Here is a 21,007-nt window from a genome sequence, read left to right on the forward strand (position 1 = left end):
TACTTAATATTATAGTTGTATAGTACTTTTATTAATGACTAAGTACCTTATTAGAGTTACTAATTAGAGTTTTTTTGTGATAAAAAAAATAAAGACCAAAGTAGGTTACGACTTTAGTTATATGGGTGGTAAGGTAATGTCAGGAAAGCGCTTCTAAAAATTTCCTGAAATAGTATTTTTGGTTTATGAAGTGGAGATAGATTCCTTGAATCTATGAAAACAGTACTTATTTTTACGTTCTGTTCAAAAAAATTTACGTATAAGCAATAGCTTTGCGTGTGTTTAACACATACCAATATGCTATTACTTAATAACTAATGCATAGAGCCCTGGGCTCATTACAAGGAGGAGCAACAAAATGGCTTACCAACCCAAAACTTACAGAAAATTTATTGCAGGAACGATGACAGCAGCAATGGCTGCAACAGCGTTCGCAGCAACGACACCTCAGCAGGTTGCTGATGCACAAGAATTTACATTTACAGACGTAGACGCTTCAAACGTTCACTTAGAAAACATCGAACGCGCAGTAGAACGTGGATACGTTCAAGGACACCCTGACAACACGTACCGCCCGGGTGTAGATATTAGTAGAGGTCAAATCGCAACAATGCTCGTTCGCGCACTTAACCTTGAAGTAGATGAAGACATTGAAGAAGCTGTGTTCAATGATGTTCAAGCAGATAATAACTTCGCTCCAGTCGTTAAAGCGGTATCTGAAGCGGGAATCATGAACGGGATCAACTCGGATCAGTTTGCACCAACTAGAGATCTTTCAAGAGAGCAAATGGCAACAATTATCGTTCGTGCGTTTGACTTAGAGCGTGACGAGTCTATTGACGTTGTCGTGAATGACCTTGCTCTAGCTTCTTCTTCTCACAGTGCAAACATTGAAATTCTATCTCAATATGGAATTACATCTACTACCGATAACAACTTCCGTCCTAAAGAGCCGGTAAGACGTGACCAAATGGCAACGTTCTTAGAGCGTACTTTTGATCATATCCATACAGAAGAAGCTGGCCTTGAAGACATTCAAGCTATCAACAACAACTCAGTTGAAGTGACATTTGCAGATGACGTAAATGTAGAAGAGCTTACAGCTGAACAATTCTCTTTCAACAACGACCTTGAAGTACTTGATGTTGAAGTAACAGATGAAAATGCTGTAACACTTACAACAACGGAACAAGATTCAGAAACAACGTACACACTCTCATTCGATGGTGAGCGTACGACGCTTTCATTTGCTGGTAGTGACGAAGTGGTTGAGGAAGTAGAACTTGCCATTGAAAGTCTTGTTGTCGACAATGATGGATTTACAACATCTGTTTCAGCAGAGGTTCTTGGTAGTGATGATGAGACTGAAGCACACGTTGCTATTGTAGATGCTGATGGGGAAGTTGTTACTGAAGAAGTTGTGAGTGTTGAAGAGGGTGCAATTGAGGCTGATTTCGCTGGATTATTAGCGGGTGAATATAAGGCAGTTGTAACAATTGATAATGAGGAAGAAGATGTTGTTGCTGAAGCTGATTTCGACATTTCTAACTTAGTTCTTCCTTTAGAGGTTGCTGAGGCAACAACTACTCAGGTGCGTCCAGCTGAAGATCAAGAGCTAGCATTTACTGTTGATGGTATTTCTTACGATCTTGCTGATTTAGTAGAAGCAGGATATGAAATCGAATACTTTTTCAATAAAGAAGGGCTCGAAATGTCTGAAGAGGGAACAATCAAAGTTTCTGAAGACGTTGAGGAATTCTCTTATGCAGTGCGTATCACAGATGCAGAAGATGAAGAGCGTACGGTTACTTCTAACCGTCAAGAAGTAGAAGTAGTTAGTGCAACAGTTATTGCAGAAATCACTGAAGCAGCATTAGTCTCAGGTGAAGATGTTATTGAAGGTAATGTCATCACGAGTAATACGGATGCGAAGTTCGAAGTAATTTCAGCTGTAAATGGATATGGCGAAGAGATCGATTTTGAAGAAGATGACGTAGAAAAGCCAGTAGTTGAAAAAGCAGTTTCTAGTGATGTTACAATTGCTCACTATAACACTGAAGAAGGTATTATCGTTCAAGGTGAAGGTGAAGTCGAATTTGAAGTACACTTTGAAGGAATCGAAGAAGCAGTAGAAGTTGTCGTAACTGTTGTTGCTGATGAAGAGATTACGGAAATTAGCAATGCTGGTAGTACAGTTCGAATGATTACAAACGATGGCAAAGTCGCTACTAATCTAACAAACTCTATTCTTGATCAGTATGGAAATGTTTGGGCGAAAGATCAAACTGTTACAGTGACGGTTACAGGTGATGAAGATCTTAAAGTTGAACGTACAGAAGAAACTAAGGATGGAGAAATATCTGTAGATCTGAATGAATATATTGAAGAAGAAATTGAAGCTGGTACCTACACAGTTTCTTATGCAATTGATGACCTAGTACTTGGTGAAGTAACGGTAGAAGTTATTGAACTTGATCTTGATTCTGTTGACCAATTCTTCTTAACTGTTGATGAAGAGGAAACAATGGACCTCTATGATACAGAAGAGAATAAATTGGCTACGGAAGTTCATCAGACAGTTACAATTGGAGCAGAGTTTGAAGGTATTGAATTAGACGCTACAGAATTAGCATCTGCTTTAGGAGATCTTGAGGGTTCTCTTAAGTTGACAACAAGCAATGCAGATATCGTATCTTTTGAAGGTGAAGAATCTGCAGATATCTCAAACACAACTTCTGATTTCACTGTCACTGGTGAAGCTGAAGGTACTGCAATAGTAAGTCTCGTACAAGTAGAAGGTGACTTTGTTACAACCATTGCTGCAACGGACATCACGGTTGAAAACAGCACTCCTCAAATTACTGAGATTACATTGGAAGATGAAGAGAGCCCGTTACGAATTAATGCTGAAGGACATGTAGAAACATTCAGCCCTCTTACATCCCCTGATGTAGAAGTAATTACTGATGAGATGATTGAAGATGTTGTATTTGTATCTTCACAAGATGTAGCAATTATTTATGTGTCAGAGATCTATGGCGGTGGCGTATTTACAGTAGAGGCTGTAAGAGCTAACGCTGAGAATGGCCAATAATTTCTCTTCAAAAAAAGCCGAGTAGATCTCGGCTTTTTTTGCTTACTAGAAAATCTATTTGAAAACTAAATTTAAAAAAAATTTTAAATAATAAGTGTAAATTAATTCGTGCTAGGGTATTGCAACTATAGTCCTTTTTTTAGGGATATATACATTTTAAAGGGAGAGGTTCTATGGCATACCAACCAAAGTCTTATCGGAAGTTTCTAGCAGGTACACTAACAGCAGTAATGGCGACGACAGCCTTTGCGGTCACGACTCCTCAGCAAGTTGTAAATGCAGAGGAGCCAGCATTAACGGATGTGGAACCAGGTGATTTTGCATATGCAGAAATTTATCGTGGGCTTGAGCGTGGGATTATTAATGGGTATCCGGATCATACTTATCGCCCTCATCAATCAATTAGTCGTGGACAAGTGGCGAATTTAATCGTTCGTGCTCTTGGACTTTCGTATGATGGAGAATTAACAGAAACAGGTTTTTCAGATGTTGATCCAGACAGTTCTTTTGCGGAGGCGGCAACATTACTAAGTGCTGAAGGCATCATGGTTGGAAGTAGTGAGGGAACGATGTTCCGCCCAACTGAGCCCATTTCTCGTGAACAAATGGCGTCAGTGTTAGTCCGAGCATTTGATATTGAATCTTCTGGAGAAGATGTCGACGTGGTGGATGCAGATCTTGTCCACAACTCACATCTTGAGAATGTTGAAGCACTTGTCAGCCAAGGAATTAGCGTAACTTCAGACAATGCGTTTCGACCTAGAGAAGATGTGACACGCGCGCAGTTTGCCGTCTTTCTAGATCGAGTCTTAGCCTATACGTGGACAGAATTACAGGGCATCGAAGGAATAGAGGCCATCAATAATACGACAGTTCATGTTTATTTTGAAGAGCCAATTGATGAAGCGCCAACGGCAATGTTTGCTTTTGACAATGAATTAGAAGTTCTAGATACAGCGATTGAAGATGATGGTTACACCGTAGTATTAACGACTTCTGAGCAAGTGCTAGACCAAACCTACACATTGCTTGTCAGTGAAGCTCGCACAAACCAAGTGATTACGGGTCACGATGAAGCTGCTCCTACGCCTGAACCAGAACCAGGCACAATTGAAGAAGTCGTGTATGCTCTCCAAGAAGCATACGAACAAGAGGATGAAGTGGCATTTCTTGAAGCGTTAACAAAGATCAATGAATACGATGAGGATGCCTTCGAGGATTCTCAAGTGTTCCCTGATTATATTACTTCCTATCTCGATGCTTATGATGGGCAAGAGACTGTCGAGGATCTTGCAGCATTTGTCTACCAAGTAAACGTAGAAACGGCATTGATTGCAGTTGAAGCTGCAACGGAAGAGACGATTATTGGCGCTCTCTCGACGCTTGATCTTGTTACACCTGAAGAATATCGTTTAATCGTCGTCTCAACGTCTACTGAGCGTATTTACGAGGCAATATCTGAATTAGACTTTGAAAGTGAGGATATTCTCGGCCAAATTGAGGAGGTCGTGACTCGCATCGGTCGATGAGTTGATTAATGACTTGCATGAAGCTGCTGAAGAAGATGAGGACCAAGTGGTTGGAAGCTTGGTTATTAGTCAATTGCATCAGTTACGCACAACGACAGAAGCCTTTGATGCTGAAATTATTCTTCCTTACAAAGGTGATGAGTACGCGGCGGCTCTTCGGGATGAAAATTATCCTACAGACACAGTGGATGAGATTGTTGAGATGTTAATCGATGTAAATGATGGTGAAACGTTCCCAGAGATTGAAGTTACGATTGATGACATTGGGAACTACAATTATGTTGAGGAAGAGTTAACATTATCTGGCATGATTTCACCGTATGAAATCGAATGGGAGATGTCAGTGACACCAAATGTTGTCGATGAAGATGGCGACCCTGTACCTGGCGGCGTTGCAATTGGTAGTGATTACTCAGATGATGGTTCATTTGTAAGCACAATTGATATGTCAGATGTTGAAGAGTCTGGAGACTATTACATTGAATTTAGTGACTTATGGTATGAAGAAGAATTTCTTACGATCCCATTCCAATTCTACGTTGAACCTCGAGCGATTAATGAACTAGAAAATAGTGAAGATGCAGCGATTGAACATTTCAATTGGCTCATTCAAGATGCAGAGGAACTCGGGGTTGACGCCGAGGGCTATGATACACTCAGTGATGAACAACGACAAGATGTATTTGAACAAGTGATTTGGGAACGTCCAATCGATGGTTATGAAACAGTAAACGATATTGTTGAAGCATTTAATGACGCAATTGAAGCCCAACAGTCGTAAGGATTTACTAGGAGTTTAGCGGAAGAGGCAATGGTCTCTTTCGCTATTTTTAACTAGGGAGGTCTTTTGATGAAGAAGTTACTTGGATTTGCACTTGCTGTTACGCTTTGTATAAGTATACACATTGAGGCAAAGGCTTCTTACTATCCTGACGTTCCTCTAGAACACGATTATGCGGAGGCGATCAATCTTTTATCCGAACGCGGTGTAGTAGGTGGCTATCATGATGGAACGTTTCGTCCAGATGAATCTGTCACTCGTGGACAAGCGGCTGCGTTTCTTGCTAACGCTTTAGAGCTTAATCTTTATCATTCAGAGATTAACCCTTTTGTAGACCTCCCTGATGATCATCCATTTGCGCCTCATGCAACAGCGTTATACACGAACGGAATTATGGTTGGTCATCATTCTCGAACAACATTTCGACCTCAAGATCAGTTGACAAGTGCTCAGCTCGCTTCAGTGCTCGTTCGCTCTTTTCGTTTAGACGAGGAAGAGAATGCATTAGAAAATGTCCGAAATGCAACCCACCTTGATAATATAAGAACGTTGAGCGAGCGTTCATTTGAAATTTCGATTCCTTCTAACCAAGTGACAAGAGCCGAACTTGCTGGGGCAATTGTCTATTTTATGGAAGATGAGCGAGAGTGGACGTTTTGTGCTAAACTAGCATGCAGAACAATGAATGATGGAGGAAGAGAAAAGTGAGTCGAGCAACAGAGAATACACAATTCACATGTGAGCATTGTGGAATGGTAGTCGAACCTTTGGAAAACGGAAGTTACCGTAATCATTGTCCGAGTTGTTTATACTCCAAGCATGTGGACGTCATTCCGGGGGATCGCGCATCAACCTGTCACAGTCTAATGGAGCCTATAGACCTAAAATCTCATTCAAAAAAAAGGCTTTCAATTGCTACATCGATGTCTTGCATGTGGTCATGAACAATACAACAAAATTGCCGAGAATACAGCACAAAGCGACGATATCATCGCTTTTATGCGAACACGAAGTCGTGACTAAAGACCCTTTTTCAATTTATGAAAAGGGTTATTTTTTTTGTGGGCGAATTTCTCGTATACGTCGAGACTGTTTTGCGCAAATCAGTTTATTCAAAATGTAGGGGAGTGCAGAATTTTGAAGAGACTGATCGGTATTAGCATGGTAAGTGTTTTATTATTTGGTGTTCATTATTCTTCCTTGTTTGCAACAGATACATTTATAAGATCCGATGATGAAGTATCAACTTTGGACGTGAAGCAGATTGAACATCAACAGCATTCTACTCGAACAATTCAGCACCCGGGACAGCTGGAATTAGAGAAGAATCTTGAAGCCGATCAGTCGTTTGATTGGCGTACAGATCACGAAGTCATTGCTGGACAATTGTTAACCGTCCATTTTGTTTTTGAGTCAAATGATCAAGCAAGTGGTACATTAACGTATAACGCTGATCAATTGGAATTGCAAGATGTGGATTTAAGTCGTCATGGAGATGTTGAGCAAAAAAAAGGATTGGTTTCTATAGAGGTATCGGATGAAGGAATTCATAGCGGGGTTGCTACTTTTCATGTAAAAGAAGATGTGATTGGTACGATGGACATTTCGATGGAAGAACTTGTGATTGATCACAAGGCCCATGAAAGTGACGTGCTCGAAGTAAACGTCGTTCCAGGATTACATCTTGAGGTTGAAGGACGTTCTGTAGGGCATGAAACGGAGATTATTGTTACAGATGAGAACGGGAAAGGCGTAAAAGGTGCTTCGTTACACGTAGAGACTGAAATCCCACGCGTACAGACGAAGGAGCAACGTCGCTTTACCATGACCTTCATGAACAACAAGAGAGCCATTGGTTCCCTGTTGGACCAAACACACAGTATTATGCCTATGAAGAAACGGTGACGGGTGATGATGAATTTATTGAGATATCAGGGAACGAACAAGCGAAGACCTATCTTAAAAAATCTGATGCAGAACCTGTTGATTGGAGTGAGATTCCAGTCACAGATGATGAAGGGTATCTAGTTACTAGCATGTTAACAGCACTTGAAGGTGACGTGAGAATCCATGCTGTTGCCCCTGATGGGCGTAAAAGCGAGATGTGGGAGGGTGAGATTGTCAAAGCAATAGGTGATGATCAACCTGAAAATATAACATTTGATTGGTACAATGAACACCCAAACAGTCAGACGATTCATTTTGAAGCGCACCCTAGAACAGAGACAGGCTTTATAGAAGTTGTTGAAAAGCGTGATCCAGAGAAATTCTATAGCGCTGCGACGAAGCGCTACGATGCGTCAACAAAATTAGTCTATGATGAACATGGTGAGAAGCGGTTGTACACGTCTTTGGCAACAGAACTTGAGCCTGGGACGACCTATGCTTATCGTGTAAACGTTGATGGAATTTGGAGTGAAGAATCAACATTTGTAGCGACCAATCGTTCTCGTGACACGAAAGAAGAGCAATTGAGTACGGCGAAAAAGCCAAATTCGTTTCTTCCATATCACTTTAAAGAAAGTTAATTGATTGTATGGAGATCACTCACATCTCTGTGACGTGCGCATAGGCTGTAGTACGGATTTAAAGAAAGGGAGTGAGAGATCCGTGCAACACGAAACGTTATATCCTTATGCGGACGTAACCGTTGATCCTAACCAGCAATTACGTAATCACGGGGGACACGGACACGGGCATGGACACGGACACGGGCATGGACACGGACACGGGCATGGACACGGGCATGGACATGGACATGGACACGGGCATGGACATGGACACGGACATGGACCACCAAGCCGCCGTGGCCTGGATTTGGTGGAGGCTTTATTCCAGGTTTAGTAATTGGAGGCTTAGCAGGTGGCGGATTTGGTCCAGGATATTATCCATATCCACCGCCTCCACCACCCCCACCTCCTTACCCGTACCCGCCTTATTATTAATGGTGAGCGTAAACGCGTGCGAAAATTGCACGCGTTTTGTTTGTCACAAATTCGACAAAAACGTTCAAAATCCTTGCCAATTGTCGAATCAAAATCCCTTTCCTTAGATGTTATTTTTTTTGTATTTAACAAAAAAAAGTTTGAAAATAAGTAGCGTTGAATGCTATGATGAAGGCAATAGTTAAGAAGTAGAGGTATATACAAAAAAACAACCTTATGACTCATCTTAACTAGAGCATCGACCTATATAAAGAGAAAAATAACATGTAAAAAGAAGGGTGAATACAGTGCAAATGAAGGAGATGGATTCTAGGTTTTTACGACCGATCATTGAGCAGGAGATCTTGTTTGCAAGTGAAGCGGCCGCTTATTTAGGGATTACACCGCAACGCTTAAATCAGCTTGTACATACTGGCAAGGTGAAGCCAGTTCGGACAAGCCCAAGTGGAAATTTATATTTGAGAAGTGATATGGAAGAACGTAGAAAACGTATGCACGGAAACCAAATTGCTTATATATCAGCACTTTTCGAAAAGAATGAAGCAACAACAGTCTATGAGGCGATGAATTACTTTACAATTCAATCGATTTTTAATGGTTCAGATAAGAAGGCAACGGCTGAGTTTGAACGATTAGCTGAGAAGTTTCAGTTAACTGAAGAATTGACAAATAACTTACGCTTAATCGCTGATGATTTAGGTGTCGAGCTGGAAGTGATGGAGAAAGCGTACACTGCAGTCGTTGGTGGATTCCAACAACTCGGAGCAGATGATTACATCGTAAAAAAAGGTCAGAATCATTATCCGAACAAACTATCTGAAATTTCCGATGCTCCTTTATTCCTATTTATGCGTGGCAACCCTGAATTGTTAACGAAACGACTGGTAACGGTTGTAGGAGGAAGAAAAACGACAGAAAACGGGGAAGCTATGGCTTACGAATTGTCGAAAGAGCTCGGACAAGAAGGCTATGTGATCGTTTCTGGATTATCGAAAGGCATTGACTCAGTCGTTCAGCAAGCGACCGTTAATCATCAATTGCCAACGGTTGCTGTTTTAGGAACACCGATCACTCATTTCCACCCTCGTGAGCATCAAGTGCTCCAAGGGCAATTGGAAGATCATGGCCTTGTCATTTCTCAGTTTCCACCTTCTGTAAAGGTACAGCGTTGGCATTTTCCAATGCGCTATGCACTGATGAGTGGAATTTCTGAAGCAACGGTTATGATTGAGTCGACCGATAAGAGTGAAGTGCTTGAGCAAGCAGATTATGCTTGTAAATATAGACGCCCACTATTGTTACCCCAAGTGGCATTAGATGATCGCAAGTTACAATGGCCAAACCGGTATATCGATTATGGAAAAATGTACGCATACCGTAAACCTACCGACGTCTTGAAGCGTATGGAAATGTTAACAACTGAAGATGGTACGAGTGCGCGTTACGCTCAACAAACAATCGGATAGAAGGGATCATTATGACGAGGAAACCGATAATAGGCATCACTTCACATATGGATGAAAACGGAACGCATCATATGAGTCAGGATAATTTACGAAGAATTGCAAATGAAAATGGAATTCCAATCATTCTTCCGAATGTTCCTGATGAAGCGTCGATCCCACGGATTATTTCATCGATTGATGGCCTTGTTGTTACAGGCGGGGGAGACATCGACCCAACTTTGTTTGGGGAAGAACCTCATCTTAAATTAGGAAGCATTCACCCTGATCGTGATGCTTTTGAAATGATGCTCATTCAAGCCGCTTTAGAAGCTAATCTTCCAATTCTTGCGATTTGTCGAGGGTGTCAAATCTTAAATATTGCTGCCGGCGGGGATATGTATCAAGACATTTACAGTCAATACGATGTAGACTTGTTACAACATCAACAACGAGCATCAAGGCAACATGTGTCCCATTTTATTGACGTTGATGAAGGTACGTTGCTACAGCGAATCTCTAAGTCTAGTCGCTATAAAGTAAATAGTTTTCATCATCAAGCGGTACGCCGACTCGCTTCAGGATTTCGGCGATCGGCAGTTTCATCTGATAACATCATTGAAGCTTTTGAAAGTGAACGCCACTCTTTTGTTATTGGAGTGCAGTGGCATCCGGAGAATTTAGTTGACGATGAGTATGCCAACCGTCTATATGAAGCGTTTATTGCGAGCACATAACAATCGGAGCAAACCGTCTTGCCAATTTAATTGGAGGCGGTTTGTTTCTCTTTTTATAGAATCGGGAATAAATAAAAAGATAATCAATGAATTGTACAGAGGGTAGATGGATAAAGAAGACGTTAACGAAAGAGAAAGGAAAAGAGCAATGAAGATCATCATTGATGCTGATGCTTGTCCCGTGCAAGATGTGGTTATTGAAGAATCAGCGAAGCGAGGGAAAGACGTAATCCTCGTGAAAAGCTACGCCCACTACTCAAATGTTGAGCAAGAGGCAGAAGTCATTTATGTTGATCCAGGTAATGATTCGGCTGATTATAAGATTGTACAGTTAGCAGTGCCTGGTGACATTATTATTACGCAAGATTATGGTCTTGCAGCTTTAGCGCTTGAGAAGAATTGTAAAGTGTTACACCATACGGGTTTTTATATTCTAAAGATCGAATTGATGCGATGTTATTTGAACGCCATCAATCAGCGAAACGAAGAAGGAGCAAGCAAAGAGTTCGTGGACCTAAGCCATTTACAAATGAACAGAAAGAACATTTCAAAGAGCAATTTATAAAGGAGCTGGAAGCGTGATCAATGACTCGATTGCCATACAAGCATTGAAAGAAGTTTTAGAAATGGATACTTCAAATCCACCTGGTAATGAAGAACTTGTAGCAAACAAGCTTCAGTTCATTTTTACAGAGTATGGCATTGAAACGACAGCAATTGCTCATAGTGCAGGGCGTACGAACCTCATTGCAACGCTGCCTGGAGATGGATCAACCGATGAAGTGATTGGATTATCAGGACATATGGATGTGGTACCACCTGGAGATGTACCGTGGGATTCTCTTCCTTTTGACCCAGTAGAAGTTGATGGGAGGATTTATGCTCGAGGTGCATGTGATATGAAAAGTGGCTTAATGGCAGCTGTAGCCGTTCTTTGTCGAATTAAGCATGAAGGACTAAAGCTTCCATTTGATCTTAAGCTCTTTGCTTCAATTGGTGAAGAACGGGGTGCGGTAGGTGCTAAGCAATTAACCGAAGAAGGTTACACGGATTGCTTGAGTGCAATGATAATTACAGAACCTACAAACGGCAGGGTCATTACGTCTCACAAAGGTGCATTATGGCTAAGAATTACGACACATGGAAAGACTGCACACGGATCAAAGCCTGAGCGTGGAGTCAATGCGTTGATGCATTTAATTTCCATTGTGAATGAGCTACAACGTGCCCTTCGTTTTGATGAGAATGATGAAAAGTTAGGGCAACCATCATTTAGCTTTAATGTGATGAACGGTGGTAAGACTACGAACATGGTTCCTGACCAAAGTAGCGTCGAGATCGACATTCGTACATTGCCAGGTCAAAGTCACGCATCAATCGTTCAAGACATTAAGGATCATATTCAACATGTAAGAGCCCAGCACCCTGAATTGCAAGCGAGTGTAGAAGTCATTAATGACCTGCCCCCATTAGAAACAGACGATCATCACCAGTTCGTAGAATTCGCTTGTGAACATCTTAATAGTCGAACGTTCGGGATGTCAGGCTATACGGACGGTTCAAGGTATCAAATGGGAACGAGTGATTTCCCGATTATCGTGTGGAGTGGAATTGAAGGAGTTACGGCTCATCAACCAAATGAAGTCGTGTATATTGATCACTACACAAAAACAATTGAACAATTGCAATCGCTTCTAATGGCGTATAAACCTCAGAAGATTCATCAACTGTAAGAAAGAAAGCGTAATTCGGGATCGAGGCGAATTGCGTTTTTTTATTTTGTTAAAACGATCGGACAGAGTTTGAAAAGTAGAAGGAATCCCGTCTAAATTGATCGAATTATTAAAATAGAAAGCGCATTCATAAATGGGATGGAGGTTACGATATGAAATTAGAGCATAAGGTTGCCGTCGTTACGGGTGCAGGATCAGGCATTGGACGTGCAACGGCGATTCGTTTTGCAGCAGAAGGGGCATCTGTCATTGTTGCAGAGCTTAATGAACGTAGCGGTAAAGAGACGGAAGAATTAATTACTGAATCAGGTGGAAAGGCAACGTTCGTTCAAACAGATGTCACGAGTTATGATGCCGTTCAAAATGCGGTTGATGTTGCAGTAGAGCAGTATGGGAAATTGGACATTATGTTCAACAACGCTGGCACTGGGACAAAACCAACGAGTGTGTTGGATATGTCCATTGAAGACTATGATAAAACGATTGCAGTTAATCAATACGGTGTTTTCTTCGGAATTAAGGCAGCTGGAAATGCAATGAAAGAAGATGGAGGAGTCATTATTAATACGGCTTCAATCTATGCATTTATCGCTGATCGCAATCGCATCTCGTATCATGCGAGTAAAGGAGCGGTTGTTTCAATGACAAAGTCAGCAGCGTTTGACTTGGCGAAATACAACATTCGAGTGAGCGCAATTGCTCCTGGGTTGATTGAAACAGGGATCGTTACGGATTGGAGAAATCAACCAGAGGTCTGGGAGCAAATTGAAAGGGCGCAAATGCGTCGAAAAGCCGGTCAACCTGATGATGTTGCCAAACTTGTTACTTTTTTAGCGAGTGATGACGCATCGTTCCTAAATGCACATGTTCACTACGTAGATGACGGCGCAGCCGCATTTAAACGATAAGGGAGGATTTTTAAAATGAAAAAAATGGATCGTAGAAACGTTAGCAGACCCTATTGAAGCGCTCGTCTTAAAAGAAGATGAGAAACCGCTTCGCGCAAAAGGACAGCTTCTTATTGATACGAAGGCAGCCGCTTTGAACTTTTTTTGATATTCTACTCTGCCAAGGGAAATATCAGGAAAAGCCGCCCCTTCCTTTTACACCAGGGGCAGAGATCTCAGGAACAATTGTCGAAGCAGACGAAGGCAGTAAGTGAACGTAGGGCAAAAGGTGTTGGCGCGCCCGAAATTGCCTAACGGTGGTTTAGCAGAGTTTGTCGTAGTCGGGGAAGATGAAGTATTTGCAGTCCCGGAATCGATGTCCTTTGAAGAAGCATCGGCATTGTTTATTACGTATCAAACGTCGTATTATGCACTACACCACCGTGCGAAGCTACAACCAGGAGAAGTGCTTCTTGTCCATGCGGGAGCTGGTGGCGTAGGTTCAGCAGCGATTCAACTAGGTAAAAGCCAAGGCGCCACTGTAATTGCAACCGCAGGTGGTGAAGAGAAAGTAAACCAATGTTTAGAGCAAGGCGCTGATTACGCCATCGATTACAAAGATGAAGACTTCGTTCAACGAGTGAAAGATTTAACGAATGGAAAAGGTGCAGACGTCATTTATGACCCTGTCGGTGGTCATGTGTTTGATCGTTCAAGGAAATGCATTGCCTTTGATGGTCGAATTCTTATCGTTGGGTTTGCGGGTGGGACGATTCCAGAAGCACCGATGAATCATGCTCTCGTCAAAAATTATTCCCTCGTAGGCGTACATTGGGGTTATTATGCACGACTGTATCCAGAGGGTGTTCATGATATTCATGAAGAATTGTGCAGGCTTTATGAAAAGGGTGACATTAAGCCACTCCTTTACAACGTGTTCCCTTTTGATGAAGTTCCTAGCGCATTAACGGCATTAGGGAATCGTACGACTTATGGAAAGTTGGTTATTGGAGGCACATTTTCGTGAGGAATGTTGGAAACGAAGTTCAGTTTGCAATCTATCAATCACAACAAACCGATCCCTTTCCAATTCAATTTGAGGATTGGGTAAAAGGCGCTAGTGACAAGCTAACGAGTGAAGCATTTGATTATATTGCAGGCGGGGCAGGTAGTGACTACACTGTTCAAGCAAACGTTGATCGCTTTAAAGCGTACAACATCGTTCCAAGAATGTTTCGTAACGTTGAAGAGCGTAATCTTTCAGTAGAATTATTTGGACATACGTACCCGTTTCCAGTTTTGCATGCACCGATTGGTGTCCAATCTATTATCCATGAAGACAAAGAGCTTGGTTCTGCCCGAGCTTGTGCTAAGCTTGGTGTCCCTTACATTGCGAGTTCAGCAGCTTCGACTACGTTAGAGGACATTGCTGAAGCAATGGGGGATCAGCCGCGCTGGTTTCAACTTTATTGGAGCCGCGATGCAGAGATTGCAGCAAGCTTTTTGCAACGTGCTGAGCGTGCTGGTTACTCGGCAATTGTGATTACGTTAGACACTCCAATGATGGCTTGGCGTGAGAAAGACTTGACGAATGCCTATTTGCCGTTTCTAAAAGGTGAAGGTGTTGCGAATTACCTGTCTGATCCTGCTTTTCGTGCAAAATTAGAAAAGCCACCTGAAGAGGACCCTCAAGCTGCCATTGAACAATGGCTAAAGTGTTTGGGAATGCAACGCTTACGTGGGAAGACTTGTCGTTTATAAGGCGACATACAACACTTCCGATCATTCTAAAAGGAATTGTACATCCTGAAGATGCGAAGCTTGCAGTTGAGGCAAATGTCGACGGAATCATCGTCTCAAACCATGGTGGTAGACAAGTTGATGGTTCAATTACGGCAATCGATGCATTGCCAGAAATTGCAGACGTTGTCCGAGGGAGAGTTCCGATTTTGATGGACAGTGGAATTCGAAGAGGTTCAGACGTATTGAAAGCTCTTGCTCTTGGAGCCACTGCCGTCCTTGTCGGGAGGCCGTCTATGTATGCATTGGCTGTAGGAGGGGAAGAGGGTGTTGAAACGTTGTTCAAACAATTAGTTGCGGATGTTGATTTAACGTTAGCACTTGCAGGTGGCACGAACGTTCGCCACCTGGACAAGGAGTTTCTACAGTCGAGTTATGTTTCTAGTGAGCGCTCATTCAAGTAAACAATTCCTCGATTTCGTTCGGATTCAATGATCGAAGTAATCGCTTGAATTGCCTTAGACTCATCGCGTGATTGCATCGCAAAAAGAAGCTGTTCTTGCTCAGCGATACGCTCAGTAAATGATTCTCTGATTGTAGGCGCAACATAAATAAGTAGTAACGAGTGAACCGATTGTACGAGCTGAGCAAGGCGTCTGTTCGTACAGGCGTCGATGAGGATCGAGTAAACGTTCACAAAAAAAACTCGATGCATTCATCCGGTTGCTCATTGGATAACCGTTTTGCGTAATCAATTTGCTGCTCAATGCGTAAAAGATTCGCGTCGCTAATTGAGGTCGTAATATTTGCGATGAACTCTTTTTCAGTAATTTTCCGACAATCATATAAAGCGTCTAAGTCGTCAAACTCAAGATCAATGACGCGCAACACACCATTGCGGTCTACGGTAACGAGCTGTTCCTTTAGTAGTTGCCGAAACGCTTCTCGAAGTGGTGTTCGACTTATGTTTAAGTCGTCTGCTAATTTGGCAACGATGACCTTTTCGCCCGGGGCGATTTTTCCGTAGAGGATCAGTCTTTTCACGAGATCATAAGCTTGTTCATATAAAGGTTTAACGTGATTGAAAGTCGTATTCATGGAGACCCCCTCATACATTATGAAATAAAATGAAAAAATCTATAATTAATTATTAATCTTAAGTATATTCGCAAGAACTGTCAAACATTAGGAAGTTGTTCTGTTAATCGGAATCTTCCCTCATTTGATGGTTGGCATTCAATAGAAAGAGCTCAGGCATAAGGTTGCCTGAGCTCTATTTGTTGATTTGTACATTATTGTTCTAGGTGATGAGTCTTTTGAAAACGTGGACCTGAAAGAATCCAACTTAAGACGATGATTAGTCCCATCACTCCCCAGAAGATCAGCTTCCAAACGGTGCTTTCAGGGAAATGTTCAGGCAAAACGGCGAGACTTGGGTGCGCTAACGTAAACACAGCGAGCTTTACACCGACCCATCCAACGATTAAATATGCGCCGTTTTCAAGTCCTGGTCTTGAATGGAGGACTTTGATAAAGAATCCAGCAGCAAAACGCATAATAATGACACCGGTTAATCCACCAATAAAGACGACGATAAATTGTGCACCGTCTAATGGTCCAACAGAGAACCAACCTGTCGGTGTTAATGTCATAGCAAGGGCAACTGCTGCGAGGATGCTATCAACCGCAAAAGCAATATCTGCGAGTTCTACTTTGAGAACAGTCATCCAAAAGCCTGACTTTTTCGGTTCTTTTTTTCGGTTTTTCTTCTGACGTTTTCTTACGTACAAATCGTTTGAAGAAGTGGTTCACTGTTAAGAAAATGAGATATAGTGCCCCGATTGCTTGAACTTGCCACACATTAATTAACACGGCCACGAAGGCAAGGGCTGCAAGTCGGAAGACAAAAGCGCCTGCAAGTCCATAGAACAGTGCTCTTTTTCGTTGTTTTTCTGGTAAGTGTTTGACCATCATTGCAAGAACAACTGCGTTATCTGCCGCCAAGATGCCTTCTAGCGCAATTAAGACGATTAATACCCAACCGTATTCAACTAGTAATGCTACGTCCATGTGAGTTTTGCTCCTTTTTTTGTATACGAAGTCTATGAGTCCATGAAAAAAGACCTTCGCCGTAATCGGCGAAGGTCAGTAATTGGTCATTTCATAGACCTCGCCCATAGTGGCAAAGGTCTTGCGACAGTCAAATAATGACTGCACTAAAGCCGGGGCGATTATGTACCCGTCATGACGACTTTAGTGAGGAGCTACTCCCCTTTGATACTGTAATCGTAATGGACGGTTATGGAAAAGTCAATAAATGTTTCACGAGAAACAAAGTTTAAAAGGATATTCGACAACTTTAGCGAAATAGTAGGTAATCACGGTTATTTAACAAAGGATGTGTCTAATGGTTACAATTCGAGCTGGTGTTGACATTGGTGGAACGTTTACAGACTTTGTGTTCTTAACGAGCGATGGGAAGAGGTTCTTTGGGAAGACGCTAACCACCTACCCTGACCCTTCCGAAGGATTTATTAACGGGTTACAAGAGAATATGGAAAAGCACGGTTGGCGTTACGACCAACTTGAAAGTATTATTCATGGAACAACGCTCGTCGTCAATGCACTGATTGAACGTAAAGGTGCAAAAACAGGGTTAATTACGACGAAAGGGTTTCGAGATCAATTGGAAATTGCAACTGAGAGTCGCTATGATTTGTATGATTTAATGGTCGATAACCCGAAACCACTCGTACCACGTGCGTTAAGGAAGACGGTTACTGAGCGGTTAACGAGTGATGGGAGCGTCTTGACGAAGCTGGATGAGCAAGAAGTAGAAGAGATGTTGCAACAGTTCGTTAACGAAGGTGTTGAAGCGGTTGCTGTCTGTTTCTTACATAGTTATCGCAACGATCTTCACGAAAAGAAAGTGAAAGAAATCGCAGAACGAATTGCGCCACAACTACACGTTTCCATTTCGTCAGAAGTGTCCCCAGAAATTCGTGAGTACCAACGTCTTCGACGACCGTTGCCAACGTATTTGTGAAACCACTAGTTGAGCGTTACTTAGGGAGCTTAGAGCGTGCTTTAGTGGAGAAAGGTTTTAAAGGTACATTCCTCATGATGCTCTCCGGTGGAGGCACGTGTACGCTTGAAACAGCAGCGAAGTTTCCTATTCGCATTTTGGAATCAGGCCCAGTAGGTGGAACCATTTCAGGTGCGCATTATAGTAAGCAGGCAAAAGAGAACTCTCTCATTGTGTTTGATATGGGGGGTACGACTGCGAAAGCAAGTCTCGTTGATGAAGGGGTACCGCTTACGACGACTGAATTTGAAGTAGGACGAGCCGATCGCTTTATGAAAGGCAGTGGTATGCCTGTAAAAGTACCTGTTGTTGAAATGATTGAAATTGGTGCGGGTGGCGGAAGCATTGCCCACGTGAACCGACTCGGATTACTAAAGGTAGGCCCAGAAAGTGCTAGCAGTAAGCCAGGTCCAGCTAGTTACAATCTTGGTGGCTTAGAACCTACAGTTACTGATGCGGATCTCGTTCTTGGTTATTTGAACCCCGATTATTTTCTTGGTGGAGAAATGAATCTTAGCGTGGACAAAGCAAAGGAAGCGATCCGGAAAAAAAGTCGCAGAGCCACTCGGAATGTCCACGATTGAAGCTGCTTGGGGAATTCATCAACTCGTCAATGAGAATATGGCAAGTGCGGCTCGAATCCATGCAGTAGAGAAAGGCAAAGACGTTCGTAAGTACGGGTTGTTTGCTTCAGGAGGAGCAGGTCCTGTTCATGTCGGTAATGTCGCTGAAATTCTCGGTGTCGATACGATCGTTCATCCTGTTGGTGCAGGCGTTAACTCTGCATTTGGCTTTTTGACGTCCCCACTTGCGTTTGACTTTGTGCGAAGTTTTTACAGTCGTTTAGATGATTTGGATTGGACACATGTAATGCGTCTTTTAAATGAAATGGAAGCAGAGGGGTACGAGCTTCTTAAGCGTGCAGGCGTGACAGAGCAGATCTCCATTGTCCGAAAAGCGGAAATGAAATACAAAGGACAAACCCATGAAATTACTGTATCCATTCCGAACGGTACGTTAACTGAAGCTTCCAAAGAAGACATTGTAAACAATTTTAAGCAAGCTTATCGCGAGCTTTACGCTGAAGCAAATGAAGATATGGTCATTGAGACGTTGAATTGGCGTGTAGTTGTGGAAGGGCCAGATCCTGAACTCACACTCGAACAAGCCGCAGGAGGCGACGTTTTCGTTGAACCGAAGTCCACAAGACATGTTTATTTTGATGGTTGGTTTGAAACGAATGTGTACGAACGTAATGATTTAAATCCAGGCGTGGATATTGATGGACCGGCCATCATTGAGGAACGTGAATCGACGCTCGTCGTTCCGCCGAGTTTCCGAGTATCGGTTGATCAATTCTACAATGTGAAGCTACATCGAAAAACTGCCAAAGGAGGCGTTTTTGTTGGCGAACACGAAAAAGCAAGAAGTGTTTGATCCGATTCAATTGGAAGTGATTTGGAATCGGCTTGTCACTTTGTTAGAAGAACAAGCAAAAACGCTCATTCGGACGTCTTTTACAAGCATTCTATCAGATGCAAATGACTTGTCTGCAGGGTTGTTTAATCAAGCAGGTGATATGATCGCACAAGCGAATACTGGAACACCGGGTCATATTAACTCAATGGCAACAGGTGTCCGTCATTTCTTGAAGAATGTTGATACAACAAAGCTTAAAGACGGCGACGTATTAATCGGTAACAATCCGTATGAAATATCCGGTCATTTGCTCGATGTAACGATCGTTACACCGGTGTTTTACAAGGAATCACTGATTGGATATTTCGCATCAACGTGTCATGTTTCTGATGTAGGTGGACGTGGATTCAGCCCAGAGGGCGAGAGCATTTACGAAGAGGGCTTACATTTGCCGTACATGAAAATGTACGAGCGGGGTGTCGTAAATGAAACGTTACTTACGCTGATTCGTGCCAATGTCCGTGCCCCTTATCAAGTGATCGGTGATTTGCGTGCCCAAGTAGTTGCTCAAGAAGTGGCAATTAGTCGTTTGCGGGAAACGTTAGAAGAGTTTGGCTTACGTGATGTAGAGGCAATTGGAGAAGAGATTATTGCAATTTCTGAAAAAGCGATGCGTAAAGCGATTGAGGAACTTCCAGACGGAATATATGAAAATGAGTTATATAGCGATGGGGCTGAAAAGCCAATTCTTTTGAAGTGCAAACTCATCGTTAAAGGAGATACGGTTCACGTAGATTTCGACGGAACTTCTGAAGGAAGTAAAAAAAGCAATCAATGTTTGTCTTAACTACACACTTGCTTATGTGAACTACGTGTTAAAAGCGACCATTGCACCGGACGTTCCAAGTAATGAAGGTAGCTTTCGTCCAGTGAGTGTATCGGCTCCAGAAGGAAGCGTATTGAACGCTGTTCACCCAATGCCAACGGCCTCAAGACATATTATCGGTCATTTAGCACCTGTATGTGTATTAGGAGCGCTCCAACCCGTATTACCAAACAAAATCCCTGCTGAAGGTGCTGCCGCGATTTTCGCAATGCAAGTTCACGGTGTTGATCGGGCTGGGGAGTCTTTCTCGAACGTCGTATTTAATGCCGGAGGTGCCGGTGCTCGCCCAGGGAAAGATGGTCTAAATGCGACAACGTTCCCGTCAGGAGTTAAAGGAACACCAATTGAGATTATCGAAAACACATCACCAATTCTCGTCTATGAGAAAGAACTTCGAGAAAACTCTGGAGGAGATGGTGAGTTCCGTGGAGGATTAGGTCAAACGATCACATTTGGCGTGCGGACAGATCAACCGTTCCATGTGCCATTAATGTTTGAACGAACTCGCTATGCGCCCCTTGGTTATGAAGGTGGTTTAGAAGGTGAAAAGGCTAGGTATTTATAAATGATCAAGAAGTTGAAGAAACGAAAAAATTGTATACGCTTAATCCGGATGATACCGTAACCCTTCAATTGCCAGGTGGTGGAGGTTTCGGAGATCCTGCGAAGCGAAATGCAGAGGCAAGAGCGAGCGATGTAGAAAACGGTTATGTGATACGATCATAGATG

23 protein-coding genes and 2 pseudogenes are annotated in these 21,007 nt (G+C 42.5%); 22 read left to right on the forward strand and 3 right to left on the reverse strand.

From position 1 onward, the window contains the following. The first annotated feature begins 358 nt into the window (after positions 1–358). From JCM19055_RS01285 to JCM19055_RS27930, 16 genes and pseudogenes are all read left to right on the forward strand, one after another. Positions 359–3,094, forward strand: coding sequence for an S-layer homology domain-containing protein (locus JCM19055_RS01285; protein ID WP_042358193.1), 2,736 nt, complete (start codon positions 359–361; stop codon positions 3,092–3,094). A gap of 173 nt (positions 3,095–3,267) precedes the next feature. Continuing rightward, positions 3,268–4,623 (forward strand): S-layer homology domain-containing protein, encoded by a 1,356-nt coding sequence (locus JCM19055_RS01290; protein WP_042358194.1) that lies wholly within the window; start codon positions 3,268–3,270, stop codon positions 4,621–4,623. Position 4,624: 1 nt separating this feature from the next. Next, positions 4,625–5,404 carry a hypothetical protein gene (locus JCM19055_RS01295; RefSeq protein WP_042358195.1) on the forward strand — a complete coding sequence of 260 codons (780 nt, stop codon included), beginning with the start codon at positions 4,625–4,627 and terminating at the stop codon, positions 5,402–5,404. 69 nt (positions 5,405–5,473) lie between these two features. Beyond that, positions 5,474–6,112 (forward strand): S-layer homology domain-containing protein, encoded by a 639-nt coding sequence (locus JCM19055_RS01300; protein ID WP_042358196.1) that lies wholly within the window; start codon positions 5,474–5,476, stop codon positions 6,110–6,112. A gap of 44 nt (positions 6,113–6,156) precedes the next feature. Continuing rightward, positions 6,157–6,348 carry an RNHCP domain-containing protein gene (locus tag JCM19055_RS25000; protein ID WP_265181671.1) on the forward strand — a complete coding sequence of 64 codons (192 nt, stop codon included), beginning with the start codon at positions 6,157–6,159 and terminating at the stop codon, positions 6,346–6,348. A gap of 193 nt (positions 6,349–6,541) precedes the next feature. Then, complete coding sequence (locus JCM19055_RS01305) at positions 6,542–7,309, forward strand: hypothetical protein (RefSeq protein ID WP_042358197.1); 768 nt, start codon at positions 6,542–6,544, stop codon at positions 7,307–7,309. Then, the gene (locus JCM19055_RS01310) at positions 7,306–7,932 is read left to right on the forward strand and encodes a fibronectin type III domain-containing protein (RefSeq protein WP_042358198.1); all 627 of its coding nucleotides are present in this window, start codon (positions 7,306–7,308) and stop codon (positions 7,930–7,932) included. The genes JCM19055_RS01305 and JCM19055_RS01310 overlap by 4 nt, the downstream gene beginning before the upstream one ends. Before the next feature lie 82 nt (positions 7,933–8,014). Then, a complete protein-coding gene (locus JCM19055_RS26055) occupies positions 8,015–8,248 on the forward strand; it encodes a hypothetical protein (RefSeq protein WP_042358199.1) in 234 nt (77 codons plus the stop codon). Positions 8,249–8,627: 379 nt separating this feature from the next. Further along, on the forward strand, positions 8,628–9,815 hold the full coding sequence (locus tag JCM19055_RS01320; RefSeq protein WP_265181633.1) for a DNA-protecting protein DprA: 1,188 nt from the start codon (positions 8,628–8,630) through the stop codon (positions 9,813–9,815). A gap of 11 nt (positions 9,816–9,826) precedes the next feature. Beyond that, positions 9,827–10,528 (forward strand): gamma-glutamyl-gamma-aminobutyrate hydrolase family protein, encoded by a 702-nt coding sequence (locus JCM19055_RS01325; protein WP_042358200.1) that lies wholly within the window; start codon positions 9,827–9,829, stop codon positions 10,526–10,528. A 148-nt stretch (positions 10,529–10,676) separates the two neighbouring features. Beyond that, a pseudogene (locus JCM19055_RS01330) lies at positions 10,677–11,110 on the forward strand (YaiI/YqxD family protein). Continuing rightward, complete coding sequence (locus JCM19055_RS01335; RefSeq protein WP_052365758.1) at positions 11,107–12,261, forward strand: M20 family metallopeptidase; 1,155 nt, start codon at positions 11,107–11,109, stop codon at positions 12,259–12,261. The pseudogene JCM19055_RS01330 and the gene JCM19055_RS01335 overlap by 4 nt, the downstream one beginning before the upstream one ends. A 152-nt stretch (positions 12,262–12,413) precedes the next feature. Continuing rightward, complete coding sequence (locus tag JCM19055_RS01340) at positions 12,414–13,169, forward strand: SDR family NAD(P)-dependent oxidoreductase (RefSeq protein ID WP_042358201.1); 756 nt, start codon at positions 12,414–12,416, stop codon at positions 13,167–13,169. Between the two features lie 250 nt (positions 13,170–13,419). Continuing rightward, positions 13,420–14,175: an NADPH:quinone oxidoreductase family protein gene (locus tag JCM19055_RS01345; RefSeq protein WP_265181634.1), complete on the forward strand. Its 756-nt coding sequence runs from the start codon at positions 13,420–13,422 to the stop codon at positions 14,173–14,175. After that, a complete protein-coding gene (locus tag JCM19055_RS27925) occupies positions 14,172–14,909 on the forward strand; it encodes an alpha-hydroxy-acid oxidizing protein (protein WP_265181635.1) in 738 nt (245 codons plus the stop codon). Before JCM19055_RS01345 ends, JCM19055_RS27925 begins: the two co-directional genes overlap by 4 nt. Further along, positions 14,855–15,352 carry an alpha-hydroxy acid oxidase gene (locus tag JCM19055_RS27930; RefSeq protein WP_265181636.1) on the forward strand — a complete coding sequence of 166 codons (498 nt, stop codon included), beginning with the start codon at positions 14,855–14,857 and terminating at the stop codon, positions 15,350–15,352. Before JCM19055_RS27925 ends, JCM19055_RS27930 begins: the two co-directional genes overlap by 55 nt. Here JCM19055_RS27930 and JCM19055_RS01355 read toward each other — a convergent pair. From JCM19055_RS01355 to JCM19055_RS01365, 3 genes and pseudogenes are all read right to left on the reverse strand, one after another. Then, positions 15,322–15,585, reverse strand: a complete 264-nt coding sequence (locus JCM19055_RS01355; protein ID WP_042358202.1) for an FCD domain-containing protein — start codon at positions 15,583–15,585, stop codon at positions 15,322–15,324. The genes JCM19055_RS27930 and JCM19055_RS01355 overlap by 31 nt on opposite strands. Continuing rightward, a complete protein-coding gene (locus tag JCM19055_RS01360) occupies positions 15,582–15,986 on the reverse strand; it encodes a GntR family transcriptional regulator (protein ID WP_052365759.1) in 405 nt (134 codons plus the stop codon). The genes JCM19055_RS01355 and JCM19055_RS01360 overlap by 4 nt, the downstream gene beginning before the upstream one ends. A 194-nt stretch (positions 15,987–16,180) precedes the next feature. Further along, positions 16,181–16,958, reverse strand: a pseudogene (locus JCM19055_RS01365) (TerC family protein). A 337-nt stretch (positions 16,959–17,295) separates the two neighbouring features. Between JCM19055_RS01365 and JCM19055_RS27935 the strand changes: the two are divergent. The 6 genes from JCM19055_RS27935 to JCM19055_RS27950 are packed head-to-tail and all read left to right on the forward strand — an operon-like array spanning position 17,296 to position 21,004. Continuing rightward, positions 17,296–17,934, forward strand: coding sequence for a hydantoinase/oxoprolinase N-terminal domain-containing protein (locus tag JCM19055_RS27935; RefSeq protein WP_265181637.1), 639 nt, complete (start codon positions 17,296–17,298; stop codon positions 17,932–17,934). Further along, positions 17,931–18,557, forward strand: coding sequence for a hydantoinase/oxoprolinase family protein (locus JCM19055_RS27940; protein WP_265181638.1), 627 nt, complete (start codon positions 17,931–17,933; stop codon positions 18,555–18,557). The genes JCM19055_RS27935 and JCM19055_RS27940 overlap by 4 nt, the downstream gene beginning before the upstream one ends. Continuing rightward, a complete protein-coding gene (locus JCM19055_RS27945; protein ID WP_265181639.1) occupies positions 18,544–19,410 on the forward strand; it encodes a hydantoinase/oxoprolinase family protein in 867 nt (288 codons plus the stop codon). The genes JCM19055_RS27940 and JCM19055_RS27945 overlap by 14 nt, the downstream gene beginning before the upstream one ends. Beyond that, positions 19,379–20,239 carry a hydantoinase B/oxoprolinase family protein gene (locus JCM19055_RS25005; RefSeq protein WP_193745257.1) on the forward strand — a complete coding sequence of 287 codons (861 nt, stop codon included), beginning with the start codon at positions 19,379–19,381 and terminating at the stop codon, positions 20,237–20,239. The genes JCM19055_RS27945 and JCM19055_RS25005 overlap by 32 nt, the downstream gene beginning before the upstream one ends. Positions 20,240–20,255: 16 nt before the next feature. Further along, positions 20,256–20,843 carry a hydantoinase B/oxoprolinase family protein gene (locus JCM19055_RS25010; RefSeq protein WP_265181640.1) on the forward strand — a complete coding sequence of 196 codons (588 nt, stop codon included), beginning with the start codon at positions 20,256–20,258 and terminating at the stop codon, positions 20,841–20,843. A gap of 29 nt (positions 20,844–20,872) precedes the next feature. After that, positions 20,873–21,004 (forward strand): hypothetical protein, encoded by a 132-nt coding sequence (locus tag JCM19055_RS27950; protein WP_265181641.1) that lies wholly within the window; start codon positions 20,873–20,875, stop codon positions 21,002–21,004. The last annotated feature ends 3 nt before the right edge of the window (positions 21,005–21,007 follow it).

The organism is Geomicrobium sp. JCM 19055, from assembly GCF_000698185.1.
GTDB lineage: Bacteria > Bacillota > Bacilli > Bacillales > Marinococcaceae > Geomicrobium_A > Geomicrobium_A sediminis.

Excerpts from the sequence above, each read along its gene's own strand:
- JCM19055_RS01360 (WP_052365759.1), bottom strand. The coding sequence starts at position 15,986 with ATGAATACGACTTTCAATCACGTTAAACCTTTATATGAACAAGCTTAT.
- JCM19055_RS27935 (WP_265181637.1), top strand. The coding sequence starts at position 17,296 with ATGGTTACAATTCGAGCTGGTGTTGACATTGGTGGAACGTTTACAGAC.
- JCM19055_RS27930 (WP_265181636.1), top strand. The coding sequence starts at position 14,855 with ATGGCTAAAGTGTTTGGGAATGCAACGCTTACGTGGGAAGACTTGTCG.
- JCM19055_RS27945 (WP_265181639.1), top strand. The coding sequence starts at position 18,544 with ATGTCCACGATTGAAGCTGCTTGGGGAATTCATCAACTCGTCAATGAG.
- JCM19055_RS01340 (WP_042358201.1), top strand. The coding sequence starts at position 12,414 with ATGAAATTAGAGCATAAGGTTGCCGTCGTTACGGGTGCAGGATCAGGC.
- JCM19055_RS25000 (WP_265181671.1), top strand. The coding sequence starts at position 6,157 with ATGGTAGTCGAACCTTTGGAAAACGGAAGTTACCGTAATCATTGTCCG.
- JCM19055_RS01290 (WP_042358194.1), top strand. The coding sequence starts at position 3,268 with ATGGCATACCAACCAAAGTCTTATCGGAAGTTTCTAGCAGGTACACTA.
- JCM19055_RS01300 (WP_042358196.1), top strand. The coding sequence starts at position 5,474 with ATGAAGAAGTTACTTGGATTTGCACTTGCTGTTACGCTTTGTATAAGT.
- JCM19055_RS01285 (WP_042358193.1), top strand. The coding sequence starts at position 359 with ATGGCTTACCAACCCAAAACTTACAGAAAATTTATTGCAGGAACGATG.
- JCM19055_RS01325 (WP_042358200.1), top strand. The coding sequence starts at position 9,827 with ATGACGAGGAAACCGATAATAGGCATCACTTCACATATGGATGAAAAC.